The organism is Shimia biformata, assembly GCF_016888515.1.
Taxonomy (GTDB): Bacteria; Pseudomonadota; Alphaproteobacteria; order Rhodobacterales; family Rhodobacteraceae; genus Shimia_A; species Shimia_A biformata.
Map to the genome: position 1 here is coordinate 414,463 of NZ_JAFEJK010000001.1, position 18,037 is coordinate 432,499.

The 18,037-nt window shown below is 60.8% G+C and carries 17 protein-coding genes; 10 read left to right on the plus strand and 7 right to left on the minus strand.

The features are described 5' to 3' along the window. Positions 1–94 precede the first annotated feature (94 nt). Complete coding sequence (locus JQ863_RS01905; RefSeq protein WP_204112639.1) at positions 95–1,075, plus strand: complex I NDUFA9 subunit family protein; 981 nt, start codon at positions 95–97, stop codon at positions 1,073–1,075. A 51-nt stretch (positions 1,076–1,126) separates the two neighbouring features. Here JQ863_RS01905 and JQ863_RS01910 read toward each other — a convergent pair whose 3' ends face one another. After that, entirely contained in the window at positions 1,127–1,930 is an 804-nt protein-coding gene (locus tag JQ863_RS01910) for an undecaprenyl-diphosphate phosphatase (protein ID WP_204112640.1), read from the minus strand. 221 nt (positions 1,931–2,151) lie between these two features. Between JQ863_RS01910 and JQ863_RS01915 the strand changes: the two genes are divergently transcribed. The 7 genes from JQ863_RS01915 to JQ863_RS01945 all read left to right on the plus strand — a co-directional run bounded on the left by JQ863_RS01915 (position 2,152) and on the right by JQ863_RS01945 (position 13,375). Beyond that, positions 2,152–3,585 (plus strand): FAD-dependent oxidoreductase, encoded by a 1,434-nt coding sequence (locus tag JQ863_RS01915; RefSeq protein WP_204112641.1) that lies wholly within the window; start codon positions 2,152–2,154, stop codon positions 3,583–3,585. 61 nt (positions 3,586–3,646) lie between these two features. Then, positions 3,647–8,185, plus strand: a complete 4,539-nt coding sequence (gene gltB, locus JQ863_RS01920) for a glutamate synthase large subunit (RefSeq protein ID WP_204112642.1) — start codon at positions 3,647–3,649, stop codon at positions 8,183–8,185. A 182-nt stretch (positions 8,186–8,367) separates the two neighbouring features. Then, on the plus strand, positions 8,368–8,673 hold the full coding sequence (locus JQ863_RS01925; protein ID WP_204112643.1) for a DUF4189 domain-containing protein: 306 nt from the start codon (positions 8,368–8,370) through the stop codon (positions 8,671–8,673). A gap of 69 nt (positions 8,674–8,742) precedes the next feature. Next, a complete protein-coding gene (mtgA, locus tag JQ863_RS01930) occupies positions 8,743–9,543 on the plus strand; it encodes a monofunctional biosynthetic peptidoglycan transglycosylase (RefSeq protein ID WP_204112644.1) in 801 nt (266 codons plus the stop codon). A gap of 53 nt (positions 9,544–9,596) precedes the next feature. Beyond that, positions 9,597–10,262: an FtsZ-binding protein FzlA gene (gene fzlA, locus JQ863_RS01935; protein WP_204112645.1), complete on the plus strand. Its 666-nt coding sequence runs from the start codon at positions 9,597–9,599 to the stop codon at positions 10,260–10,262. Positions 10,263–10,346: 84 nt separating this feature from the next. After that, positions 10,347–11,378, plus strand: coding sequence for a tRNA epoxyqueuosine(34) reductase QueG (gene queG / locus JQ863_RS01940; RefSeq protein ID WP_204112646.1), 1,032 nt, complete (start codon positions 10,347–10,349; stop codon positions 11,376–11,378). Beyond that, on the plus strand, positions 11,375–13,375 hold the full coding sequence (locus JQ863_RS01945) for a hydantoinase/oxoprolinase N-terminal domain-containing protein (protein WP_204112647.1): 2,001 nt from the start codon (positions 11,375–11,377) through the stop codon (positions 13,373–13,375). Before queG ends, JQ863_RS01945 begins: the two co-directional genes overlap by 4 nt. Here the strand turns inward: JQ863_RS01945 and msrA are convergent. The 5 genes from msrA to JQ863_RS01970 form a co-directional block, all read right to left on the minus strand. Next, entirely contained in the window at positions 13,372–13,869 is a 498-nt protein-coding gene (gene msrA, locus JQ863_RS01950) for a peptide-methionine (S)-S-oxide reductase MsrA (RefSeq protein ID WP_204112648.1), read from the minus strand. The genes JQ863_RS01945 and msrA overlap by 4 nt on opposite strands. Positions 13,870–13,873: 4 nt before the next feature. After that, positions 13,874–14,317, minus strand: a complete 444-nt coding sequence (msrB, locus tag JQ863_RS01955) for a peptide-methionine (R)-S-oxide reductase MsrB (protein ID WP_204112649.1) — start codon at positions 14,315–14,317, stop codon at positions 13,874–13,876. Between the two features lie 115 nt (positions 14,318–14,432). Next, a complete protein-coding gene (locus JQ863_RS01960; RefSeq protein WP_204112650.1) occupies positions 14,433–14,846 on the minus strand; it encodes a thioredoxin family protein in 414 nt (137 codons plus the stop codon). Between the two features lie 20 nt (positions 14,847–14,866). After that, positions 14,867–15,580 (minus strand): cytochrome c biogenesis CcdA family protein, encoded by a 714-nt coding sequence (locus JQ863_RS01965; RefSeq protein WP_204112651.1) that lies wholly within the window; start codon positions 15,578–15,580, stop codon positions 14,867–14,869. A 57-nt stretch (positions 15,581–15,637) separates the two neighbouring features. Then, positions 15,638–16,513 carry a DMT family transporter gene (locus JQ863_RS01970; protein ID WP_204112652.1) on the minus strand — a complete coding sequence of 292 codons (876 nt, stop codon included), beginning with the start codon at positions 16,511–16,513 and terminating at the stop codon, positions 15,638–15,640. 63 nt (positions 16,514–16,576) lie between these two features. Between JQ863_RS01970 and JQ863_RS01975 the strand changes: the two genes are divergently transcribed. Continuing rightward, positions 16,577–16,936 carry a VOC family protein gene (locus JQ863_RS01975; protein ID WP_204112653.1) on the plus strand — a complete coding sequence of 120 codons (360 nt, stop codon included), beginning with the start codon at positions 16,577–16,579 and terminating at the stop codon, positions 16,934–16,936. A gap of 52 nt (positions 16,937–16,988) precedes the next feature. Further along, positions 16,989–17,681, plus strand: a complete 693-nt coding sequence (locus JQ863_RS01980; protein ID WP_204112654.1) for a GAP family protein — start codon at positions 16,989–16,991, stop codon at positions 17,679–17,681. A gap of 61 nt (positions 17,682–17,742) precedes the next feature. Here JQ863_RS01980 and JQ863_RS01985 read toward each other — a convergent pair whose 3' ends face one another. Continuing rightward, positions 17,743–18,030 carry an HU family DNA-binding protein gene (locus tag JQ863_RS01985; RefSeq protein ID WP_204112655.1) on the minus strand — a complete coding sequence of 96 codons (288 nt, stop codon included), beginning with the start codon at positions 18,028–18,030 and terminating at the stop codon, positions 17,743–17,745. Positions 18,031–18,037: the final 7 nt, after the last annotated feature.

Genomic DNA, 18,037 nt, shown 5'->3' on the forward strand with positions numbered 1-18,037 from the left:
GGGGGTTTTCTTGTCGCGCCCCTTGAATTGCAGCTTGTTCCCAAGGGGCGGCAAGAGTATTCCAGCATAGGAATAAAGGAATCCGGAGGCATCCATGTCGAAACTTGTCACCATCTACGGCGGCGCCGGTTTTGTCGGCCGTTACATTGCGCGCCGGATGGCAAAGGAAGGCTGGCGTGTGCGCGTGGCCGTGCGCCGTCCCAACGAATCGATGCACGTGAAGGTTTATGGTTCGGTTGGACAGGTCGAGCCGGTGTTCTGCAATATCCGCGACGACGCGTCCGTGGCTGCGGTGATGCAGGGTGCGGATGCGGTGGTGAACTGTGTCGGCGTGCTGAACGAGACCGGCAAGAACAGCTTTGACGCCGTGCATGCCGAAGGCGCTGGCCGGATTGCGCGTATCGCGGCTGAAACCGGGGTTGGCAAGATGGTCCATATCTCCGCCCTGGGAGCGGATGCCGAGGCTGAGAGCGAGTACCAGCAGACCAAGGCGGCGGGTGAAGCGGCCGTGCTTGAGCATATGCCGGGTGCGATGATCCTGCGCCCGTCGGTGATCTTCGGATCGGAGGACGGGTTCTTTAACCGCTTCGCGTCGATGTCGCGGATGGGTTGGTTCCTGCCTGTCGTCGGTGCCGAGACGAAATTCCAGCCGGTCTATGTCGAGGACGTGGCCAAGGCCGCCGTTGCTGGTGTCACAGGTGAGGCGTCGGGAATTTACGAGCTTGGCGGCCCGGATGCCGATACGCTGCGCAACCTGATCACCGAGATGCTGGGCGTAATCCATCGCCGCCGGGTGATCGTGAACCTGCCGTTCTTTGTCGCGCGGATCATGGCGTTCTTCTTTGACCTCATGCAGACCGTGTCGTTCGGCCTTGTGACCAATGCCGTCCTGACCCGCGACCAGGTCAAGTCTCTGAAGGTCGACAATGTTGTCAGCGGGGACGCCAAGACGCTGGCCGATCTTGGCATCCGTCCGACCGCGATGGAGGCTGTGCTGCCGGACTACCTGTGGCGCTATCGTCCCTCGGGGCAATACGACGCTATCAAGGACAGCGCCAAGAATCTGCGGGTCTGATCCCGGCACATTTGGAATTCAAAACGGCTCTCGTCACCGGGGGCCGTTTTTTCATGTGTAGGCAATGACCAGAAGGACAATCCCCAGCACCACGCGGTAGATCACGTAAGGCGCAAAGCTCACCGATTTCAAAAGCCGCATCATCAGGCTGAGGGCGGCAAGGGCGGACAGGAAGGCAAAACCTGCTGCAATTGCCGCAGTCCTGGCCATTGTCCCGTCCGCCTCGCCGATGACATCCAGCATCAACAGGCCACCGCTTGCCAGGATCGTCGGAATCGACATCAGCATGGCAAGCTTCGCGGCGTCATGGCGACCATAACCCAGAATCCGCGCGCCAGTGATTGTGATGCCCGACCGTGATGTGCCGGGGATCAGTGCGACCGCCTGCCATAGCCCCATCTTGACGGCGTCGCTCAGCGACCAGCTTTCTTCTGTCTTGTCCGCACTGCCTGTCCGGTCGGCCCACCAAAGGACCAGTCCGAACACCAGCATGGTCCAGCCGATCACCGCGACGGATCGCATCGCGTCGGCCAGCCCGGTCACCTTCAGGACAAACCCCGCGATGACCACCGGGATGGTCGCGACGATCAGCAGGAAAGCCAGCCGCGCCCCCGGCGTGTCAATCCGCCCACGCATCAGTGGCCCAAGCCCCCCGAGCGCCAGCCGGACATCTTTCCAGAAATAGATCACGACTGCGCCCAGAGTCCCGACATGCACCGCGACGTCGACGGCCAGCCCCTGATCCTGCAATCCAGTGAGATTCGGCAAGAGAATCAGGTGCCCGGACGAACTGACGGGCAGGAATTCGGTGATCCCCTGTATGATCGCAACCAAGAGAATGTGGAAAAGCGTCATAAGACCGCCCAAGTTGGTGCAATTGAGCTCCTTGTTTAAGCCATTGGAACAAAAAGGAAAGGTTTTTGTTAGTATCGAATCGGACCTAAATTTCGGCAATTTTACGCTGCATCGCGGAGAGGGGTCGCAAATTTTCTTTATTTAGGTCAGCATAATTTACTTTTCACAGGTTTCAACTTTGCCTAAAAGCGCTTCACCTAGTATTTTCAGGAGGCAGCGACGTGGCCAAGCAACCGATGCTGAAATTTGTGACCGTCAACCGTGACATGCCGCAGAAGCGTGACGCGGACACTCGGAAACAGGATTTCGACGAAATCTATGCCGAGTTCGCAGCGGCCAAGGCTGCGGAACAGGCCAGCCGTTGTTCGCAATGCGGCGTGCCTTATTGTCAGTCGCACTGCCCGCTGCACAACAATATCCCCGATTGGCTGAACATGACGGCGACGGGGCGGCTGGAAGAGGCCTATGCCATTTCGCAGGCCACCAACACCTTCCCCGAAATTTGCGGCCGTATCTGCCCGCAAGACCGTCTGTGCGAAGGCAACTGTGTGATCGAGCAGTCGGGCCATGAGACCGTGACCATCGGCGCGGTCGAGAAATACATCACCGACACCGCCTGGGAAAAAGGTTGGGTACAACCGGTGGTGCCCGCGCAAGAGCGCCCTGAGAGCGTTGCTATCATCGGTGCTGGGCCCGGTGGCCTTGCCGCTGCTGATCGTCTGCGCCGCGCCGGTGTGCAAGTTACCGTCTATGACCGCCACGACCGCGCGGGCGGGCTGCTGACTTATGGTATCCCCGGTTTCAAGCTTGAAAAAGACGTGGTCATGCGCCGCAACAAGCAGCTTGAAAAGGGCGGTGTCAAGTTTGAGTTGAACTGCGAGATCGGCAAGGACATCTCGTTCGCTGACTTGCGTGAAAAGCATGACGCGATTGTCATCGCGACTGGAGTATACAAGTCACGCGACCTTGGCGGGCCGGGTGCCGGGGCCAAGGGCATCGTCAAGGCAATCGATTACCTGACCGCGTCGAACCGTCTGTCGTTTGGCGACACCGTGGCCGAGTTCGAAAGCGGTGAGTTGAATGCCGCTGGCAAGAAGGTTGTGGTGATCGGCGGCGGCGACACCGCGATGGACTGTGTCCGCACCGCGATCCGTCAGGGCGCGACCAGCGTCAAATGCCTCTATCGCCGCGACCGTGCGAATATGCCGGGCTCGCAGCGGGAAACCAACAACGCTGAGGAAGAAGGCGTGGAATTCGTCTGGCTGTCCGCTCCCAAGGGTTTTACGGGCGATCCGGTCACCGGTGTCATGGTTCAGAAAATGCGTCTTGGCCAACCCGACGCTTCGGGCCGTCAAAGCCCAGAGGTGATCGAAGGTGCGGATTACGTGGAAGAGGCGGACCTGGTCATCAAGGCGCTGGGTTTTGAGCCCGAGGACCTGCCGGCACTGTGGGATCAGCCCGAACTGGAAGTGACCCGCTGGGGCACGGTCAAGGCGCAGTTCACCACCGGCGCGACCGACATGGACGGCGTCTATGCGGTGGGTGACATCGTGCGCGGGGCCTCGCTTGTGGTCTGGGCGATCAAGGATGGCCGCGATTGTGCGGACGCCATTCTAGGCCGCTTCAACGCCGCCAAAGCCGTGGCAGCCGAGTAACAAGGGATTTCACCGGGTCAGGCAGAGCGCCTTGCGCCGCCGCCGGAACAGGAGAACGACAATGACGAAATACGATCAGAACTGGGTTCGTGCCGAGGAACAGAAACGCAAGTGGATGGCCGAGAACGGGCTTTATTCCGAAGCTGAGGAACACTCGTCCTGTGGCGTCGGCCTTGTTGTGTCGCTTGATGGCAAACCCAGCCGCAAGGTGGTCGAGGCGGGGATCACTGCGCTGAAAGCCATTTGGCACCGTGGCGCGGTGGATGCCGACGGCAAGACCGGCGACGGCGCGGGTATCCATGTGCAAATCCCGGTCAAGTTCTTCTATGACCAGATCCGTCGCACCGGCCACGAACCGCATCATGACGAGCTGATGGCGGTTGGTCAGGTCTTCCTGCCGCGCACCAATTTTGGCGCGCAAGAGGCCTGCCGGACCATCGTTGAAACCGAAGTCCTGAAAATGGGCTATCGTATCTATGGCTGGCGTCATGTGCCGGTGGACATCACCTGTCTGGGTGAAAAGGCCAACGCAACCCGCCCCGAGATCGAGCAGATCCTGATCTCGAACAGCAAGCATGTCGACGAAGAGACGTTTGAGCGCGAGCTTTATGTGATCCGTCGCCGGATCGAGAAAGCCGCCGCCGCTGCGGGGATCAATGAACTGTACATTGCGTCGCTGTCGTGCCGGTCGATTATCTACAAGGGCATGATGCTGGCCGAGCAGGTCGCGGTGTTCTATCCCGACCTTCAGGACGAACGGTTCGAGAGTGCGTTTGCGATCTATCACCAGCGTTATTCGACCAACACCTTCCCGCAATGGTGGTTGGCACAGCCGTTCCGCATGCTGGCCCATAACGGCGAGATCAACACGCTGAAGGGTAACCTGAACTGGATGAAAAGCCATGAGATCCGCATGGCGTCGTCCTTCTTTGGTGACCTGGCCGAGGACATCAAGCCGATCGTGCCCGGCGGGTCTTCGGACTCGGCCGCGCTGGATGCTGTGTTCGAGGTGATGGTGCGCGCGGGCCGTTCGGCGCCGATGGCGAAAACCATGCTGGTTCCTGAAAGCTGGTCGCAGCAGGCGGTGGAACTGCCGCAGGCGTGGCGCGATATGTATTCCTATTGTAACTCGGTGATGGAGCCGTGGGACGGCCCCGCCGCGCTTGCCATGACCGATGGCCGCTGGGTCTGTGGCGGTCTGGACCGCAACGGTCTGCGTCCGATGCGTTTCGTCGTGACCGGCGACGGTCTGCTGATCGCCGGGTCCGAGGCCGGGATGGTCCCGACCGATGAGGCCAGCGTGGTCGAGAAAGGCGCGCTTGGTCCGGGACAGATGATTGCCGTCGATATGAAAGAGGGCAAGCTGTACCACGACACCGACATCAAGGACAAACTGGCCAACTCGCGCCCCTACAGCGAATGGGTCGACAAGATCCGTGACCTCGAAGAGGTGCTGGGCGGCGTCGAGGAAAAACCGATCTTTGAAGGTGCCGAACTGCGCAAGCGTCAGATCGCGGCCGGCTACACGATGGAAGAACTTGAGCATATCCTTGCGCCTATGGCCGAGGATGGCAAAGAAGCCATTGCATCGATGGGTGACGACACCCCGTCGGCGGTCCTGTCGAAGAAATACCGTCCACTCAGCCACTTCTTCCGTCAGAACTTTTCCCAGGTGACCAACCCGCCGATCGACTCGTTGCGTGAATACCGGGTGATGAGCCTGAAGACACGGTTCGGCAACCTCAAGAACGTGCTGGACGAAGATGGCAGCCAGACCGAGATCGTCATGCTGGAGAGCCCGTTCGTGGCCAACGCCCAGTTCGATCGTCTGCTGACAGCCTTTGACGACACGGTGGTCTGGATCGACTGTACCTTTGGTGCCGACGAGGGCGCCGGGGCGCTGCAAAAGGGACTGGAACGTATCCGCGCCGAAGCCGAGGACGCTGTGCGCTCGGGTGCTGGTCATATCGTGCTGACGGATGAAAAACAGTCCGACGACCGTGTGGCGATGCCGATGATCCTGGCAACCAGCGCCGCCCACAGCCACCTGACGCGCAAAGGTCTGCGGACCTTCTGTTCGCTGAACGTGCGGTCTGCCGAGTGTATCGACCCGCATTACTTTGCCGTTCTGATCGGTGCCGGTGCGACGGTGGTGAACCCCTATCTGGCCGAGGATTCGCTGGCCGACCGCATCGCACGCGGCCTTGCCGAAGGCACGCTGACCGAGAACATGGCGCGTTACCGTGACGCCATCGACCAGGGTCTGTTGAAGATCATGGCGAAGATGGGGATTTCGGTCATCTCGTCCTATCGCGGCGGGTTGAACTTTGAGGCTGTTGGCCTGTCCCGCGCTATGTGCGCGGAATACTTCCCAGGCATGGTGTCGCGTATCTCGGGTATCGGGGTCAGCGGTATCCAGAAGGGCGCCGAGGAAATCCACGCCAAGGCGTTCAAGTCCGGTCAGGATGTTCTGCCGATCGGTGGCTTCTACAAGGCGCGGAAATCGGGCGAGACCCACGCCTGGGAAGCGCAATCCATGGCGATCATGCAGGCCGCCTGCAACAAGGCGTCTTATGAGCTGTGGAAACAGTATTCGGCCAAGATGCAGTCGAACCCGCCGATCCACCTGCGCGACCTTCTTGACTTCAAGGCGCTGGGCAAGCCGATCCCGCTGGAAGAGGTGGAATCCATCACCGCAATCCGCAAACGTTTCGTGACCCCCGGCATGTCGCTGGGGGCCTTGTCGCCCGAGGCACACAAGACCCTGAACGTCGCGATGAACCGCATCGGGGCCAAGTCGGATTCGGGTGAAGGCGGGGAAGACCCGGCGCATTTCGTGCCGGAACCCAATGGTGACAACCCGTCGGCCAAGATCAAACAGGTCGCGTCTGGCCGCTTTGGTGTGACTGCGGAATACCTGAACCACTGCGAAGAACTTGAAATCAAGGTCGCGCAGGGGGCGAAACCGGGTGAGGGCGGCCAGCTGCCGGGCATGAAAGTGACCGACCTGATCGCGCGTCTGCGTCACTCGACCAAAGGCGTGACGCTGATCTCGCCGCCGCCGCACCACGATATCTATTCGATCGAGGACCTGGCGCAGCTGATTTATGATCTCAAGCAGATCAACCCGCGCTGCAAGGTGACGGTGAAGCTGGTTGCATCCTCGGGCGTCGGCACGATTGCCGCCGGGGTTGCCAAGGCCAAGGCAGATATCATCCTGATCTCGGGTCACAACGGTGGCACCGGCGCGTCGCCTGCGACGTCGATCAAATATGCCGGCCTGCCGTGGGAAATGGGCCTGACCGAGGCGCATCAGGTTCTGGCGATGAACCACCTGCGCGACCGCGTCACGCTGCGGACCGATGGCGGACTGCGCACAGGCCGCGACATCGTCATGGCGGCGATGATGGGGGCCGAGGAATACGGCATCGGCACCGCCGCGCTGATCGCGATGGGCTGTATCATGGTCCGTCAATGCCAGTCGAACACCTGCCCGGTCGGTGTCTGCACGCAGGATGAACGTCTGCGCCAGAAATTCACCGGCAATGCCGACAAGGTCGTCAACCTGATCACTTTCTACGCGCAGGAAGTGCGCGAGATTCTGGCCTCGATTGGCGCGCGCAGTCTGGACGAAGTCATTGGCCGCGCCGATCTGCTAGCGCAGGTCAGCCGTGGTGCCGCGCATCTTGACGATCTCGATCTGAACCCGCTTCTGATCACTGTCGATGGCGCGCAGGACATCGTCTATGACCGCTCGAAGCCGCGTAACGTGGTGCCGGACACTCTGGACGCCGAGATCGTGCGCGACGCGCATCGCTTCCTTGAAGAAGGTGAGAAGATGCAGCTGTCCTACGCGGTGCAGAACACGCACCGGACCGTGGGCACGCGGACATCCAGCCATATCGTGCGCAACTTCGGTATGCGCAACGCGCTTCAGGAAAACCACCTGACGGTCAAGCTGACCGGGTCCGCCGGCCAGTCGTTGGGCGCCTTTGCTGCGCCGGGACTGAAGATCGAGGTCTCGGGCGATGCCAACGACTATGTGGGTAAGGGCCTGTCCGGTGGTATGATCGTGGTGCGCCCGCCGATGGCCTCTCCGCTGGTGGCGTCCGAGAACACGATCATCGGCAACACGGTGCTTTACGGCGCTACCGACGGTCACCTCTTCGCCGCCGGTCGCGCAGGCGAACGGTTCGCGGTACGCAACTCGGGCGCGAAAGTGGTGATCGAGGGCTGTGGCTCGAACGGTTGTGAATACATGACCGGCGGAGTCGCCGTGATCTTGGGAGAGGTCGGAGCGAACTTTGGCGCGGGTATGACCGGCGGTATGGCCTATCTCTATGACCCGGAAAGCAAGGCGCAGGACGTGATGAACATGGAAACGCTTGTGACCTGTCCGGTCACGGTCGACTACTGGGAAGATCAGCTGAAGGGTTTGATCGAACGTCATGTCGCGGAAACTGGCAGCCGCAAAGGGGCCGACATTCTGCAACATTGGGATGTCGAAAAGGCGAACTTCCTGCAAGTCTGCCCGAAAGAGATGCTGGTTCACATTCCCCACCCCCTGTCGATCGAGGAAACGGCGGTTCCGGCGGAATAAGTCCGTCTCAGCTTTGAAAACAGTGACGCCCCGCATGGTTTTTTGCGGGGCGTTTCCTTTTTCCATGTTTTGACTCGTCGGTGGATGCGGGCATAGTTTCCGCGACGCAACTTCAGAGGCAGATCATGTGGCGACAGGTGATATTGGCAGTAACTCTGTCTATTGGAACGGTCGCGCCCGCCATGGCCGGGGAATGCGGGTTTGACCTTTGCTGGGGAGCCGTTGGGGTCGGGCCGGATGGGGTCTATGGCCGGTCTTATGGCCACAGGTTGGAAGCTGAAGCGCTGACCGTCGCCCAAGATGGATGTGGCGGCAACCGCACCGAGCTGCGCACATTCTACAACCAGTGCGGCGCGATGGCGCGCGGGACAGGCGGTTGGGGCTGGGCGATTGAAAGCACGCGGGCCTTGGCAGAAAGAAATGCACTGAACTACGGCAAGGACTACGTCACCAATTGCCGTTTTGCGGTTTGGGCTTGTTCACCGTGATGTTATCTGCCCGCTTGTTTCGCGGTCCTCGCTCGGATAGTGCGGACGAAATCAATTTGACCCGGTAACATGGCCCGCCCCAAATCCAAGAAACCTGCTTCGGCCCGGAAACCGACCCGCAAGCCGTCAAAGTCCAGCCGACCTGCGCGCAAGCCGAAACAGGCGGACGCGGGCAGGCCGGTGACGGCATTGGTCACCAATCCGTGGAAACGGTTTCGCTATTGGCTTCGACGCGGAATGGTCTGGGCGGTGTCTCTGGCCGTGCTTTGGATCGTGGCCTATGCGCTGATCAACCCACCGACCACGTTGACCATGCTGGGCGAACGCGCCCGCCTTGGGCATCTGGACCACCAATGGGTGTCGCGTGACGAAATCGCGCCGGTTTTCCTGCGGTCCGTCGTGGCCGCTGAGGATGCACGGTTTTGCCTGCACTGGGGGTTTGACATGGCTGCGATTCGGGACGCGCTGGATGATGGTGCGACCCGTGGTGCATCGACGATCACCCAACAGACGGTCAAGAATGTGTTTCTGTGGCAGGGGCGCAGCTGGGTGCGCAAGGCGCTTGAGGCGGTGATTACCCCGGTGGTCGAAATCGCCTGGACCAAGCGCCGCATCCTGGAAGTCTATGTCAACGTTGCCGAGTTCGGCGAGGGTGTCTTTGGCGTCGAGGCCGCGGCGCGACACTATTTCGGTGTCGGCCCCGAGGCGTTGACAGCGACCCAGGCGGCTCGGCTTGCGGCGATCCTGCCCAACCCGAAACAGCGGTCGGCTTCGAACCCGTCAAACGCGATGCGCCAGAAGGCGGCGAGGATCATTGACGGGGCAGAAACGATCCGCCTGGATGGGCGCGCGGCCTGTTTCGACGGTTGAAAATCCCGCCGCCAGAAGGCATTGAGATTGCATGTCATTGAAATGAGTTTGCGATGCCGCGTCTGTTCCACGTTCCTCTGTCCCCGTTTTGCCGCAAGGTGCGCCTGTCGCTTGCCGAGAAGAAGATCGAGGTTGAACTGGTCGAAGAGCGCTATTGGGAAAAGGATCCTGACTTCCTGATGCGCAACCCGGCCGCCAAGGTTCCGGTGCTGAAGATCGACGACAAGATGATGGCTGAAAGTGCGGCGATCTGCGAATACCTTGAGGAACGCTATCCTGAACCGTCGCTGATGCCCAAGGATGCCGATGGCCGATACGAGGTGCGTCGGCTGGTTGCCTGGTTCGATGACAAGTTCCACCATGAGGTGACGTCGAAACTATTGTATGAGCGTGTGAACAAGAAAGTGATGGGGCAGGGATACCCCGACAGCACCAATGTCAAATCGGGCGCGCGGGCGATCAAGTATCACCTTGACTACATGACCTGGCTACTCGACCGTCGCCGCTGGCTGGCAGGGGATGCGATGACACTGGCGGATTTCGCCGCCGCCGCCCATCTGTCGTCGCTGGATTACATTTCGGATGTGGACTGGAACCGCTCTGAAGTGGTCAAGGACTGGTACGCCAAGATCAAATCGCGCCCTGCCTTCCGGTCGATCCTGGCCGACCAGGTGCCCGGATTCCCGCCGCCGCCGCACTATGCCAACCTTGATTTCTGATCGTGACCGGGCAAAGGGGGGTTTCCACCCCCTCGGCCTGCGGCCTCACCCCCGGAAGGTATTTCGGGCAAGAGGAAAGCTGCGATGAACCTGAAGGCGCGGATCGAGGAAGAGGCGCGCGCCATCGGATTTGACCTGGCGCGGGTCTGTCGGCCGGACGCGGTGCGTCACGTCGGGGCGGACCTGGCGGAATTTCTGGACGCGGGGCATCACGGGCAGATGGGTTGGCTGGCCGAGCGCACCCACTGGCGCGGCGACCCGTCGGTTTTGTGGCCCGAGGCGCGGTCAGTAATCATGCTGGCCGAAAGCTATACGCCGAAAGAAGACCCGACCGCGGTGCATATGATGCCGGATCGTGGCGCAATTTCGGTCTATGCCCGCAACAGGGATTACCACGATATCGTCAAGAAACGGCTGAAACGGCTGGCGCGCTGGCTGATTGCCGAGGCAGGTGGCGAGGTGAAGGTTTTTGTCGATACCGCGCCTGTGCCCGAAAAACCGCTTGGTCAGGCGGCGGGGTTGGGCTGGCAGGGCAAACACACCAATCTTGTCAGCCGGGATCTGGGGTCGTGGTTCTTTATCGGATCGGTGTTCACGACGCTGGAAATCGACCCTGATCCGGCGGAAATCGACCATTGCGGATCGTGCCGTGCCTGTCTGGATGCCTGTCCCACAGACGCCTTTCCCGCTCCGAACCGAATCGACGCGCGGCGTTGTATTTCATACCTGACGATCGAGCATCACGGTCCGGTGGACGAGGAACTACGTCCTCTTTTGGGCAATCGTATCTATGGCTGCGATGACTGCTTGGCCGCCTGTCCGTGGAACAAGTTTGCCGTGGCCGCCCAGGAAATCAGGTATCACGCGCGCGACGATCTTCTGGCGCCCGACCTAGGGGTTCTGGCGGTGCTGGATGACGCTGCGTTCCGGGAGATGTTTTCGGGCAGCCCGATCAAACGGATCAAGCGGGATCGCTTTGTGCGCAACGTGCTTTATGCCATCGGCAACTCGGGTCAAACGCGGTTCCTCGATCAGGTGCAGGTCTTGTGTAACGATCCCGACCCGACCGTTGCGGATGCCGCGCGTTGGGCGGTAGCGCGGCTGAGTACATCATGACGCTGGCGCTGGGTGTGGATACCGGCGGCACCTATACGGACGCGGTGCTGGTCCGGGATGAGAGAGAGGTGGTGGCGCGCGCCAAGTCACTGACTACACATGATGACCTGTCAACGGGTATCGGCAGGGCGGTCGCGGCAGTGCTGGAAACATCCGGCGTTGATCCGTCCGAAATCGGGCTGGCGTCATTGTCGACCACCCTTGCCACCAACGCGCTTGTCGAGGGGCGCGGAGAGCCGGTGGCCCTGCTGCTGATCGGGTTTTCGGAAGGCGACCTTGCCCGCGCTGGGCTGGGGCAGGCGTTGGGAGAGGACCCGTTGAGGGTAATGGTTGGCGGGCATGACCATGCTGGCGCAGAAGTTACCGCTCTGGACGTCGCGGCAATTGCGGATTGGGCGCGGGAGGTGGCCGGGCGTGTCACCGGTTTTGCGGTGGCGGCCCAGTTTGCCACCCGCAATCCGGGCCACGAACAGGCGGCGCGGGCTGCGATTGCCGACGCGACGGGATTGCCGGTCACGTGCAGTCATGAATTGTCGGCGCGGTTGAACGGACCGAAACGGGCGCTTACGGCGCTTTTGAATGCACGACTGATCGGCATGATTGCGCGGCTGATCGAACGCGGCGAAGCGGTGTTGCGCGGTTCGGGGATTGATGCGCCCCTGATGGTTGTCCGGGGCGATGGCGCGCTGATCTCGGCAGAGCAGGCCCGACATAGGCCTGTCGAGACGATCCTCAGCGGACCCGCGGCCTCGCTGGTTGGGGCGCGCTGGCTGACCGGAGTCGACAATGCGCTGGTCAGCGACATCGGCGGCACCACCACGGATATCGCCATCCTGCGGGATGGGCGGCCCGCGATTGACCCGATGGGCGCAATGGTCGGCACTCACCGCACCATGGTCGAGGCCGTTGCGATGGTCACTCATGGGCTGGGTGGGGACAGCGAGGTACATGTCCGCGACGCTGGGCTACAAGGTGGCGTCACACTCGGGCCGCGGCGGGTTCTGCCAGTATCCCTTCTGGCCGAGGAGTTCGGGTCGCATGTCCACGACGAGTTGGACGCCCGGTTGCGCTCACCTATCGCTGACGCCATGGATGGGCGGTTTGTGGTGGCACAGAAAGGAGCAAATCCTGCTGGATTAGAGCCGAAATTGGTCGAGTTCTTCAACCGTCTGGGCGAGGGGCCGACACCGTTACGGCAGGTTGTGCAGAAGCGGCGTGAAGCCAGTCTGCTTGAGCGGTTGGTCGGACGTGGGCTGGTGCGGCTAGCGGCTGTGACGCCGACCGATGCCAGCCACGTTTTGGGGCATACGGATGCGTTTGACGCGTCTGCTGCAGAAAAGGTCCTGACGCTGATGGCGCGGCGTCGGATCGGGTCGGGCGAGGTTTTGGCGCGTACCGCGGCGGACCTTGCCCGGATGATCCTGACTCAACTGACCGAGCAAAGCGCCGCGGCATTGTTGGAAACTGCGCTGAACGCGGATGACGGCGGGTTTGGCCTGACTCCGGCGGAACTGGCCCGGTTGGGGCTGCTGCGGGCGGCGCTTGCCGGGCATCGCGGCATCCTACGCCTGTCGGCAGGGTTGGAGTGGCCTGTAATCGCGTTGGGCGCGTCAGCGGCAACATATTACCCGGCGGTGGGCAAGGTGTTGAATGCTGAGGTGATCGTGCCTACCGATGCCGGGGTCGCCAATGCAATCGGTGCTGTGGTCGGACGTGTCACCGTACGGCGTCAGGGGACGGTGACAAGTCCGCGAGAGGGGCTTTTTCGGGCACACCTCGCCACTGGCCCGCAGGATTTTCCAACCCATGAGGCGGCGATCGCGGCCTTGGAAACGGCACTGGTCGCAGAGGTCGAAGTCGAAGCTCAGGGCGCCGGTGCGGAGGCGCTGCGCGTGACTACGACCCAGGACATCACCGAATCCGAGGTCGAAGGGCGGCGGGTATTTGTCGAGGCCAGGGTAACGGCACAGGCCTCGGGCCGTCCACGGGTTGCCTAACCCCGTTTCGGCAGGACCCAGTCGGGGCGCGGAAAGTGGCAGGTATAGCCGTTCGGGTGTTTTTCCAGATAGTCCTGGTGGTAATCCTCGGCCTCCCAGAAGTCGCCGACGGGTTCGACCTCGGTGACAACCTTGCCCGGCCAGAGGCCAGAAGCCTCGACATCGGCGATCGTGTCCAGCGCGGTCTGTTTCTGTGCCTCGTCAGCATAGTAGATTGCCGAACGATAGGACATGCCAATGTCGTTGCCCTGCCGGTTCACCGTGGTCGGGTCGTGGATCTGGAAGAAGAACTCCAGCAGCTTGCGATAGCTGGTCTTGGCTGGATCGAAGGTGATTTCGATCCCCTCGGCATGGGTGCCGTGGTCTTTGTAGGTGGCGTTGGGCACGTCGCCGCCGGTATAGCCGACACGGGTCGCTACCACGCCGGGCAGCTTGCGGATCAGGTCCTGCATGCCCCAGAAACAGCCACCGGCCAGAACTGCGCGTTCGGTCATTTTCTTACCCCTCCACCTGGTCCAGATAGGCGCCATAGCCTTCGGCCTCCATGTCATCGCGATGCACAAAGCGCAAGGAGGCCGAGTTGATGCAATATCGCAATCCGCCCCGGTCCACCGGGCCATCCGGGAAGACATGGCCAAGGTGACTATCGCCATGGGTCGAGCGGACCTCAGTCCGAACCATCCCGTGAGTGGTGTCGGTCAGTTCGGCCACATTTGCGGGCTCGATCGGCTTGGTGAAGCTCGGCCAGCCGCAGCCAGAGTCATATTTGTCGGACGAGGCAAAAAGGGGCTCTCCTGATACGACATCGACATAGATGCCGGGGGCCTTGTTGTGCAGAAGTTTGCCCGTCCCCGGACGTTCTGTGCCGTTTTCCTGTGTCACCCAGAACTGTTCGTCCGTCAGGCGGGCAATGGCGTCGGGGTCCTTTTTGTATTGGCTCATGGCTGTCCTCCTGACGGTATAAATGGACGGAATCGCGACGAAATCAACGCAGGAAACGCGGCCATGAGGGCGCGTGCCTTCGGCAAGGGTATTTGATACCAGCAAAAAGCCTGGGTCAGTTGCCAGTTGCGGCGGCCAGCGCGGTGTCCATCAGGTTCTCGATGTCCGATTTCTTTGTACCGGCGACAATACGGCCAAGTTCCTTGTCGCCTTTCAGCACCACAAGGGTCGAGCGACGCGGGATATTGAGACTGCGGGACAGCTCTCCTTTGCCGTGTTGGTCCCAGTCGACATTGATGAAGACCACGTTCTTTTCATAGGCGGGATTGGCCTTTAGCAGGGCGTTGATGGCCTTTTCCTGCGCGCGGCAGGTCGAACACCAGTCGGCCTTGAAATCGAGGAAAACCGTGTCGCCCTTGGCGAGGTGTTTCTTGACCAGCCCCTCGGTGTAGGTCGCGGGCGCGGCGAGTGCGGCCAGTGGCGCGGCGCTGGCGGCGAGGGTCAGGGTGAAGAAGGTACGGCGGTGCATGGGCGTTTCCTTTCGTGTTGTCAGAGGGCGACCGAGAGGTCGAGTAACCAAGCCGGCATGATGTCCAGAAGCCAGCTTTCGATCCGGTAGTGGAACTTGAACAGCAGCATCAGGCCGACGGCGACAAAGGCCCATCCCATGATCGGGCGGGCGGACCCGGCAATGCGGCGCAGGTTGTCCTGCCGTTTCACCAGGGCGGTTCGCGCGCCATAGCCAAGAGCAAGAATGATGGTTGAAACGCCTAGCGCGAAGGCGCTCATGATGGCGGTGACCCAGGCCAGGTTCTGCCCCTGGCTGGCCAATGAGATCGCGCCACCCAGCGTCGGGCCGACGCAGGGACTCCAGACCGCGCCAAGCAGAAGCCCGCCGATGAACTGACCATTGAGCGAGCTTTGGTCAAGCCGCCCCATCCCACCATCGGCGCGGGCCGCAATCCCGGCTGTCGCCGTGGAGAAGGCGGTCGAGAAGCGCGGCACCACAAGCACGAGGCCAAAGCCGATCATCATCACCGCGCCGACATCTGCGATCATATCCGTGCTGAGGCCGATCAGATGGCCGAACGCGGTGATCGAGACACCGAGCAGGACGAAAGAAAGGCTCATCCCGGCGGCAATGGCCAAGGGACCGTGGCGCCCGGCCTGAAGGGACGTCGCCAACACAATTGGCAGAACTGGCAGGACGCAGGGGTTTATCAGCGTCAGAAGGCCCGCGCCATATGCAAACAGAAGTTCCATGGCCGGACCATGCCCGTTGCGGCATGCGTTGTCATTTCAATCACGTCTGACGGAAGTTCACTTGGCTGTGTTGGATTGTTTCGACAGTTGTACAGCAAGGATACCGACGGTGATGATACCGACGCCCACGATGTCCTGAATTCCAAGCCGTTCTCCGAGTAGAACCGCAGCGATGGCGACGCCGAAGAACGGGTTTAGAAAGTGGAAGGTCGCCGCGCGAGTGGCACCGATTCGACCGACCAGCGCAAACCAGACCCATGTCGCCAGAAGGCCTGGGCCCAGCGTGGTATAGGTGAAGGCCGCCAGAAGTTTCCAGCTGGGCGTGAAGGTCAGCGTTTCGGTCAGGGCCGAGACAACGGCAAGTATGCCCGCGCCGACAAACATCTGAAGACCGACGATCATCATGACATTCCCACCCGAGGAGGCGCCGCGCACCATGAGTGTCGCAACGGTCAGCGCAACCGCGGCGATGAAGCACAGGGCCACGCCGGTCACATCAACGCCGGCATCCAGCCGCGCGCCCATGATAATCACCACGCCGACAATCCCCATCACAAGTCCAGCGGTGGCAAGGCGTGGCAGGCGTTCACGCAGGATCACCCAACTGGCCAGTGCCACCATCAGGGGCATGGTCGAGGCGATGATCGAGGCAAGGCTGGCCTCGACCCACTGCATGGCGACGAAATTGAGCCCGAGGTAAATTGCGTTCTGACAGAGGCCGAAGATCAGCGTTGCGCGCCACTGTGCGCGTGTCAGGTGCCAGCTTTGGCCAAGCATCCGGGCGATGGTGACGCCGATCACGCCGGACAAAAAGAAGCGCAAGGCCAATGACGCCAGCGGTGGTGCGTCGGCGACAATGATCCGGGCTGACGTGAAGGCAGAGGACCAAAGCAGGGCAAAGAGAAGCCCCATGAGTATCGCGCGAATATCCATGGTGTACCTTTGCATTCACCGCCACATCCGCGAGACTGTAGCGAGTTTGGCAAGGGACGTGCAATGCGGGAAATCACCGGGACGATAAGCTGGGTCTATACCCATGATCTGGCTAACTCTGCGGAGTTTTATGAGAGGGTTCTGGGGCTGCCGCTGGACCGGGATGCGGGTGTCGCGCGGATCTATCGGTCAGGTACCGGCGCGTATATCGGGCTTTGTACAGCCTTCGCTGATCGCGTCGTTGAACCAAAAGGCGGCATGATTACCTTGCTGACGGATGATGTGGATGGTTGGTATGCCGAAGTCATCAAAAGCGGTGGTCGTGTGAAGGGGCCGCCCACGAAGACAGATCGGTTTGGCATATACTCATTTTTTGTTGAGGATCCGAACGGTTATGTAATCGAAGTGCAAAGGTTCCTGTGACCGCCCTTTTTTTGGCGGCGGCAACAAATCCACCTACTAATAGGCCAACGACTTGAGCGATATCCTTGCCATTATGATCCCGGTCCTTGTTGTGGATGTGGTCAACCCGGTTCTGCTGGCAACAGTCGTGCTCGCCCTGACGACGGACCGACCGATTGCATTGTCGTTGGCCGTCATCTGCGGACACACGCTGGCCTATTTTGTAGCGGGTGTGCTGGTGCTGGTCGGGGCGGCCGACTTGCTCTCGTCTTATCTGGCGCCGCTGATCGACTGGTTCCAGAACCCGACGGTTTGGGATTATGTGATCAGCCTTGTGCTGGGGTTGTTGATGATCCTTGTGGCCTGGCGCTGGAAGATTGCGCCACCAGACTCTTCGGAAACCGAAACAGAGCAGATTCAGGTAGGAGTGGTCCGGGCATTCGTATTTGGCGCCATCCTCAATTTTATCGGTATCCCTTTCGCCATTCCCTATTTCGCCTTTGTCGGAAACTTGTTTCGCCTTAACGACGAGGCTGCGCGAATGGGGTATCTGGTCGCCTACAACCTTCTTTATGCGGTTCCCTTCCTGATGCTGCCGGTGGCCATGATCGTTTTTGGCAAAAGCGTCCTCCCGCTGCTTAATCGCATCAATGCCACGATCGAGAAATACGCCGCCTATATCATGCCAGTACTGATCGGGTTGATTGGGCTTGGTTTGGTTGCTGATGCACTCTCGTTTTTTGCAAGCGGTACGGGGCTGATCTGACAAATCAAACAAAAAGGGCCGTCCGAAGACGACCCTTTCGGTATCTCGTGAAAGAGAAAGATCAGCCGTTGACGCTGTCTTTCAGGGCTTTCGCGATGGTCATCTTGACCACCTTGTCGGCCTCTTTCTTGATCTGCTCACCGGTCGCGGGGTTGCGAACCATGCGCTCGGGGCGCTCGCGGCAATAGATCTTGCCAACGCCGGGCAGGGTCACGGCGCCACCGGCCGAAACTTCGCGAGTGATGATGGCCACGACTGCGTCCAGTGCGGCACCAGCGGATTTCTTGTCGGAACCCATTTCCTCGGCCAGAGCAGCCACCAGTTGGGTTTTGGTCATCGGTTTTGCCATTTCAGGT

Bases quoted from the DNA above. Each gene is read 5' to 3' on its own strand.
- JQ863_RS01960 (WP_204112650.1), bottom strand. From the start codon at position 14,846: ATGCACCGCCGTACCTTCTTCACCCTGACCCTCGCCGCCAGCGCCGCG.
- JQ863_RS01975 (WP_204112653.1), top strand. From the start codon at position 16,577: ATGCGGGAAATCACCGGGACGATAAGCTGGGTCTATACCCATGATCTG.
- JQ863_RS01925 (WP_204112643.1), top strand. From the start codon at position 8,368: ATGGCCGGGGAATGCGGGTTTGACCTTTGCTGGGGAGCCGTTGGGGTC.
- msrA (WP_204112648.1), bottom strand. From the start codon at position 13,869: ATGACCGAACGCGCAGTTCTGGCCGGTGGCTGTTTCTGGGGCATGCAG.
- JQ863_RS01965 (WP_204112651.1), bottom strand. From the start codon at position 15,580: ATGGAACTTCTGTTTGCATATGGCGCGGGCCTTCTGACGCTGATAAAC.
- JQ863_RS01970 (WP_204112652.1), bottom strand. From the start codon at position 16,513: ATGGATATTCGCGCGATACTCATGGGGCTTCTCTTTGCCCTGCTTTGG.
- JQ863_RS01905 (WP_204112639.1), top strand. From the start codon at position 95: ATGTCGAAACTTGTCACCATCTACGGCGGCGCCGGTTTTGTCGGCCGT.
- msrB (WP_204112649.1), bottom strand. From the start codon at position 14,317: ATGAGCCAATACAAAAAGGACCCCGACGCCATTGCCCGCCTGACGGAC.
- queG (WP_204112646.1), top strand. From the start codon at position 10,347: ATGAACCTGAAGGCGCGGATCGAGGAAGAGGCGCGCGCCATCGGATTT.
- JQ863_RS01945 (WP_204112647.1), top strand. From the start codon at position 11,375: ATGACGCTGGCGCTGGGTGTGGATACCGGCGGCACCTATACGGACGCG.
- JQ863_RS01985 (WP_204112655.1), bottom strand. From the start codon at position 18,030: ATGGCAAAACCGATGACCAAAACCCAACTGGTGGCTGCTCTGGCCGAG.
- gltB (WP_204112642.1), top strand. From the start codon at position 3,647: ATGACGAAATACGATCAGAACTGGGTTCGTGCCGAGGAACAGAAACGC.
- mtgA (WP_204112644.1), top strand. From the start codon at position 8,743: ATGGCCCGCCCCAAATCCAAGAAACCTGCTTCGGCCCGGAAACCGACC.
- JQ863_RS01910 (WP_204112640.1), bottom strand. From the start codon at position 1,930: ATGACGCTTTTCCACATTCTCTTGGTTGCGATCATACAGGGGATCACC.
- fzlA (WP_204112645.1), top strand. From the start codon at position 9,597: ATGCCGCGTCTGTTCCACGTTCCTCTGTCCCCGTTTTGCCGCAAGGTG.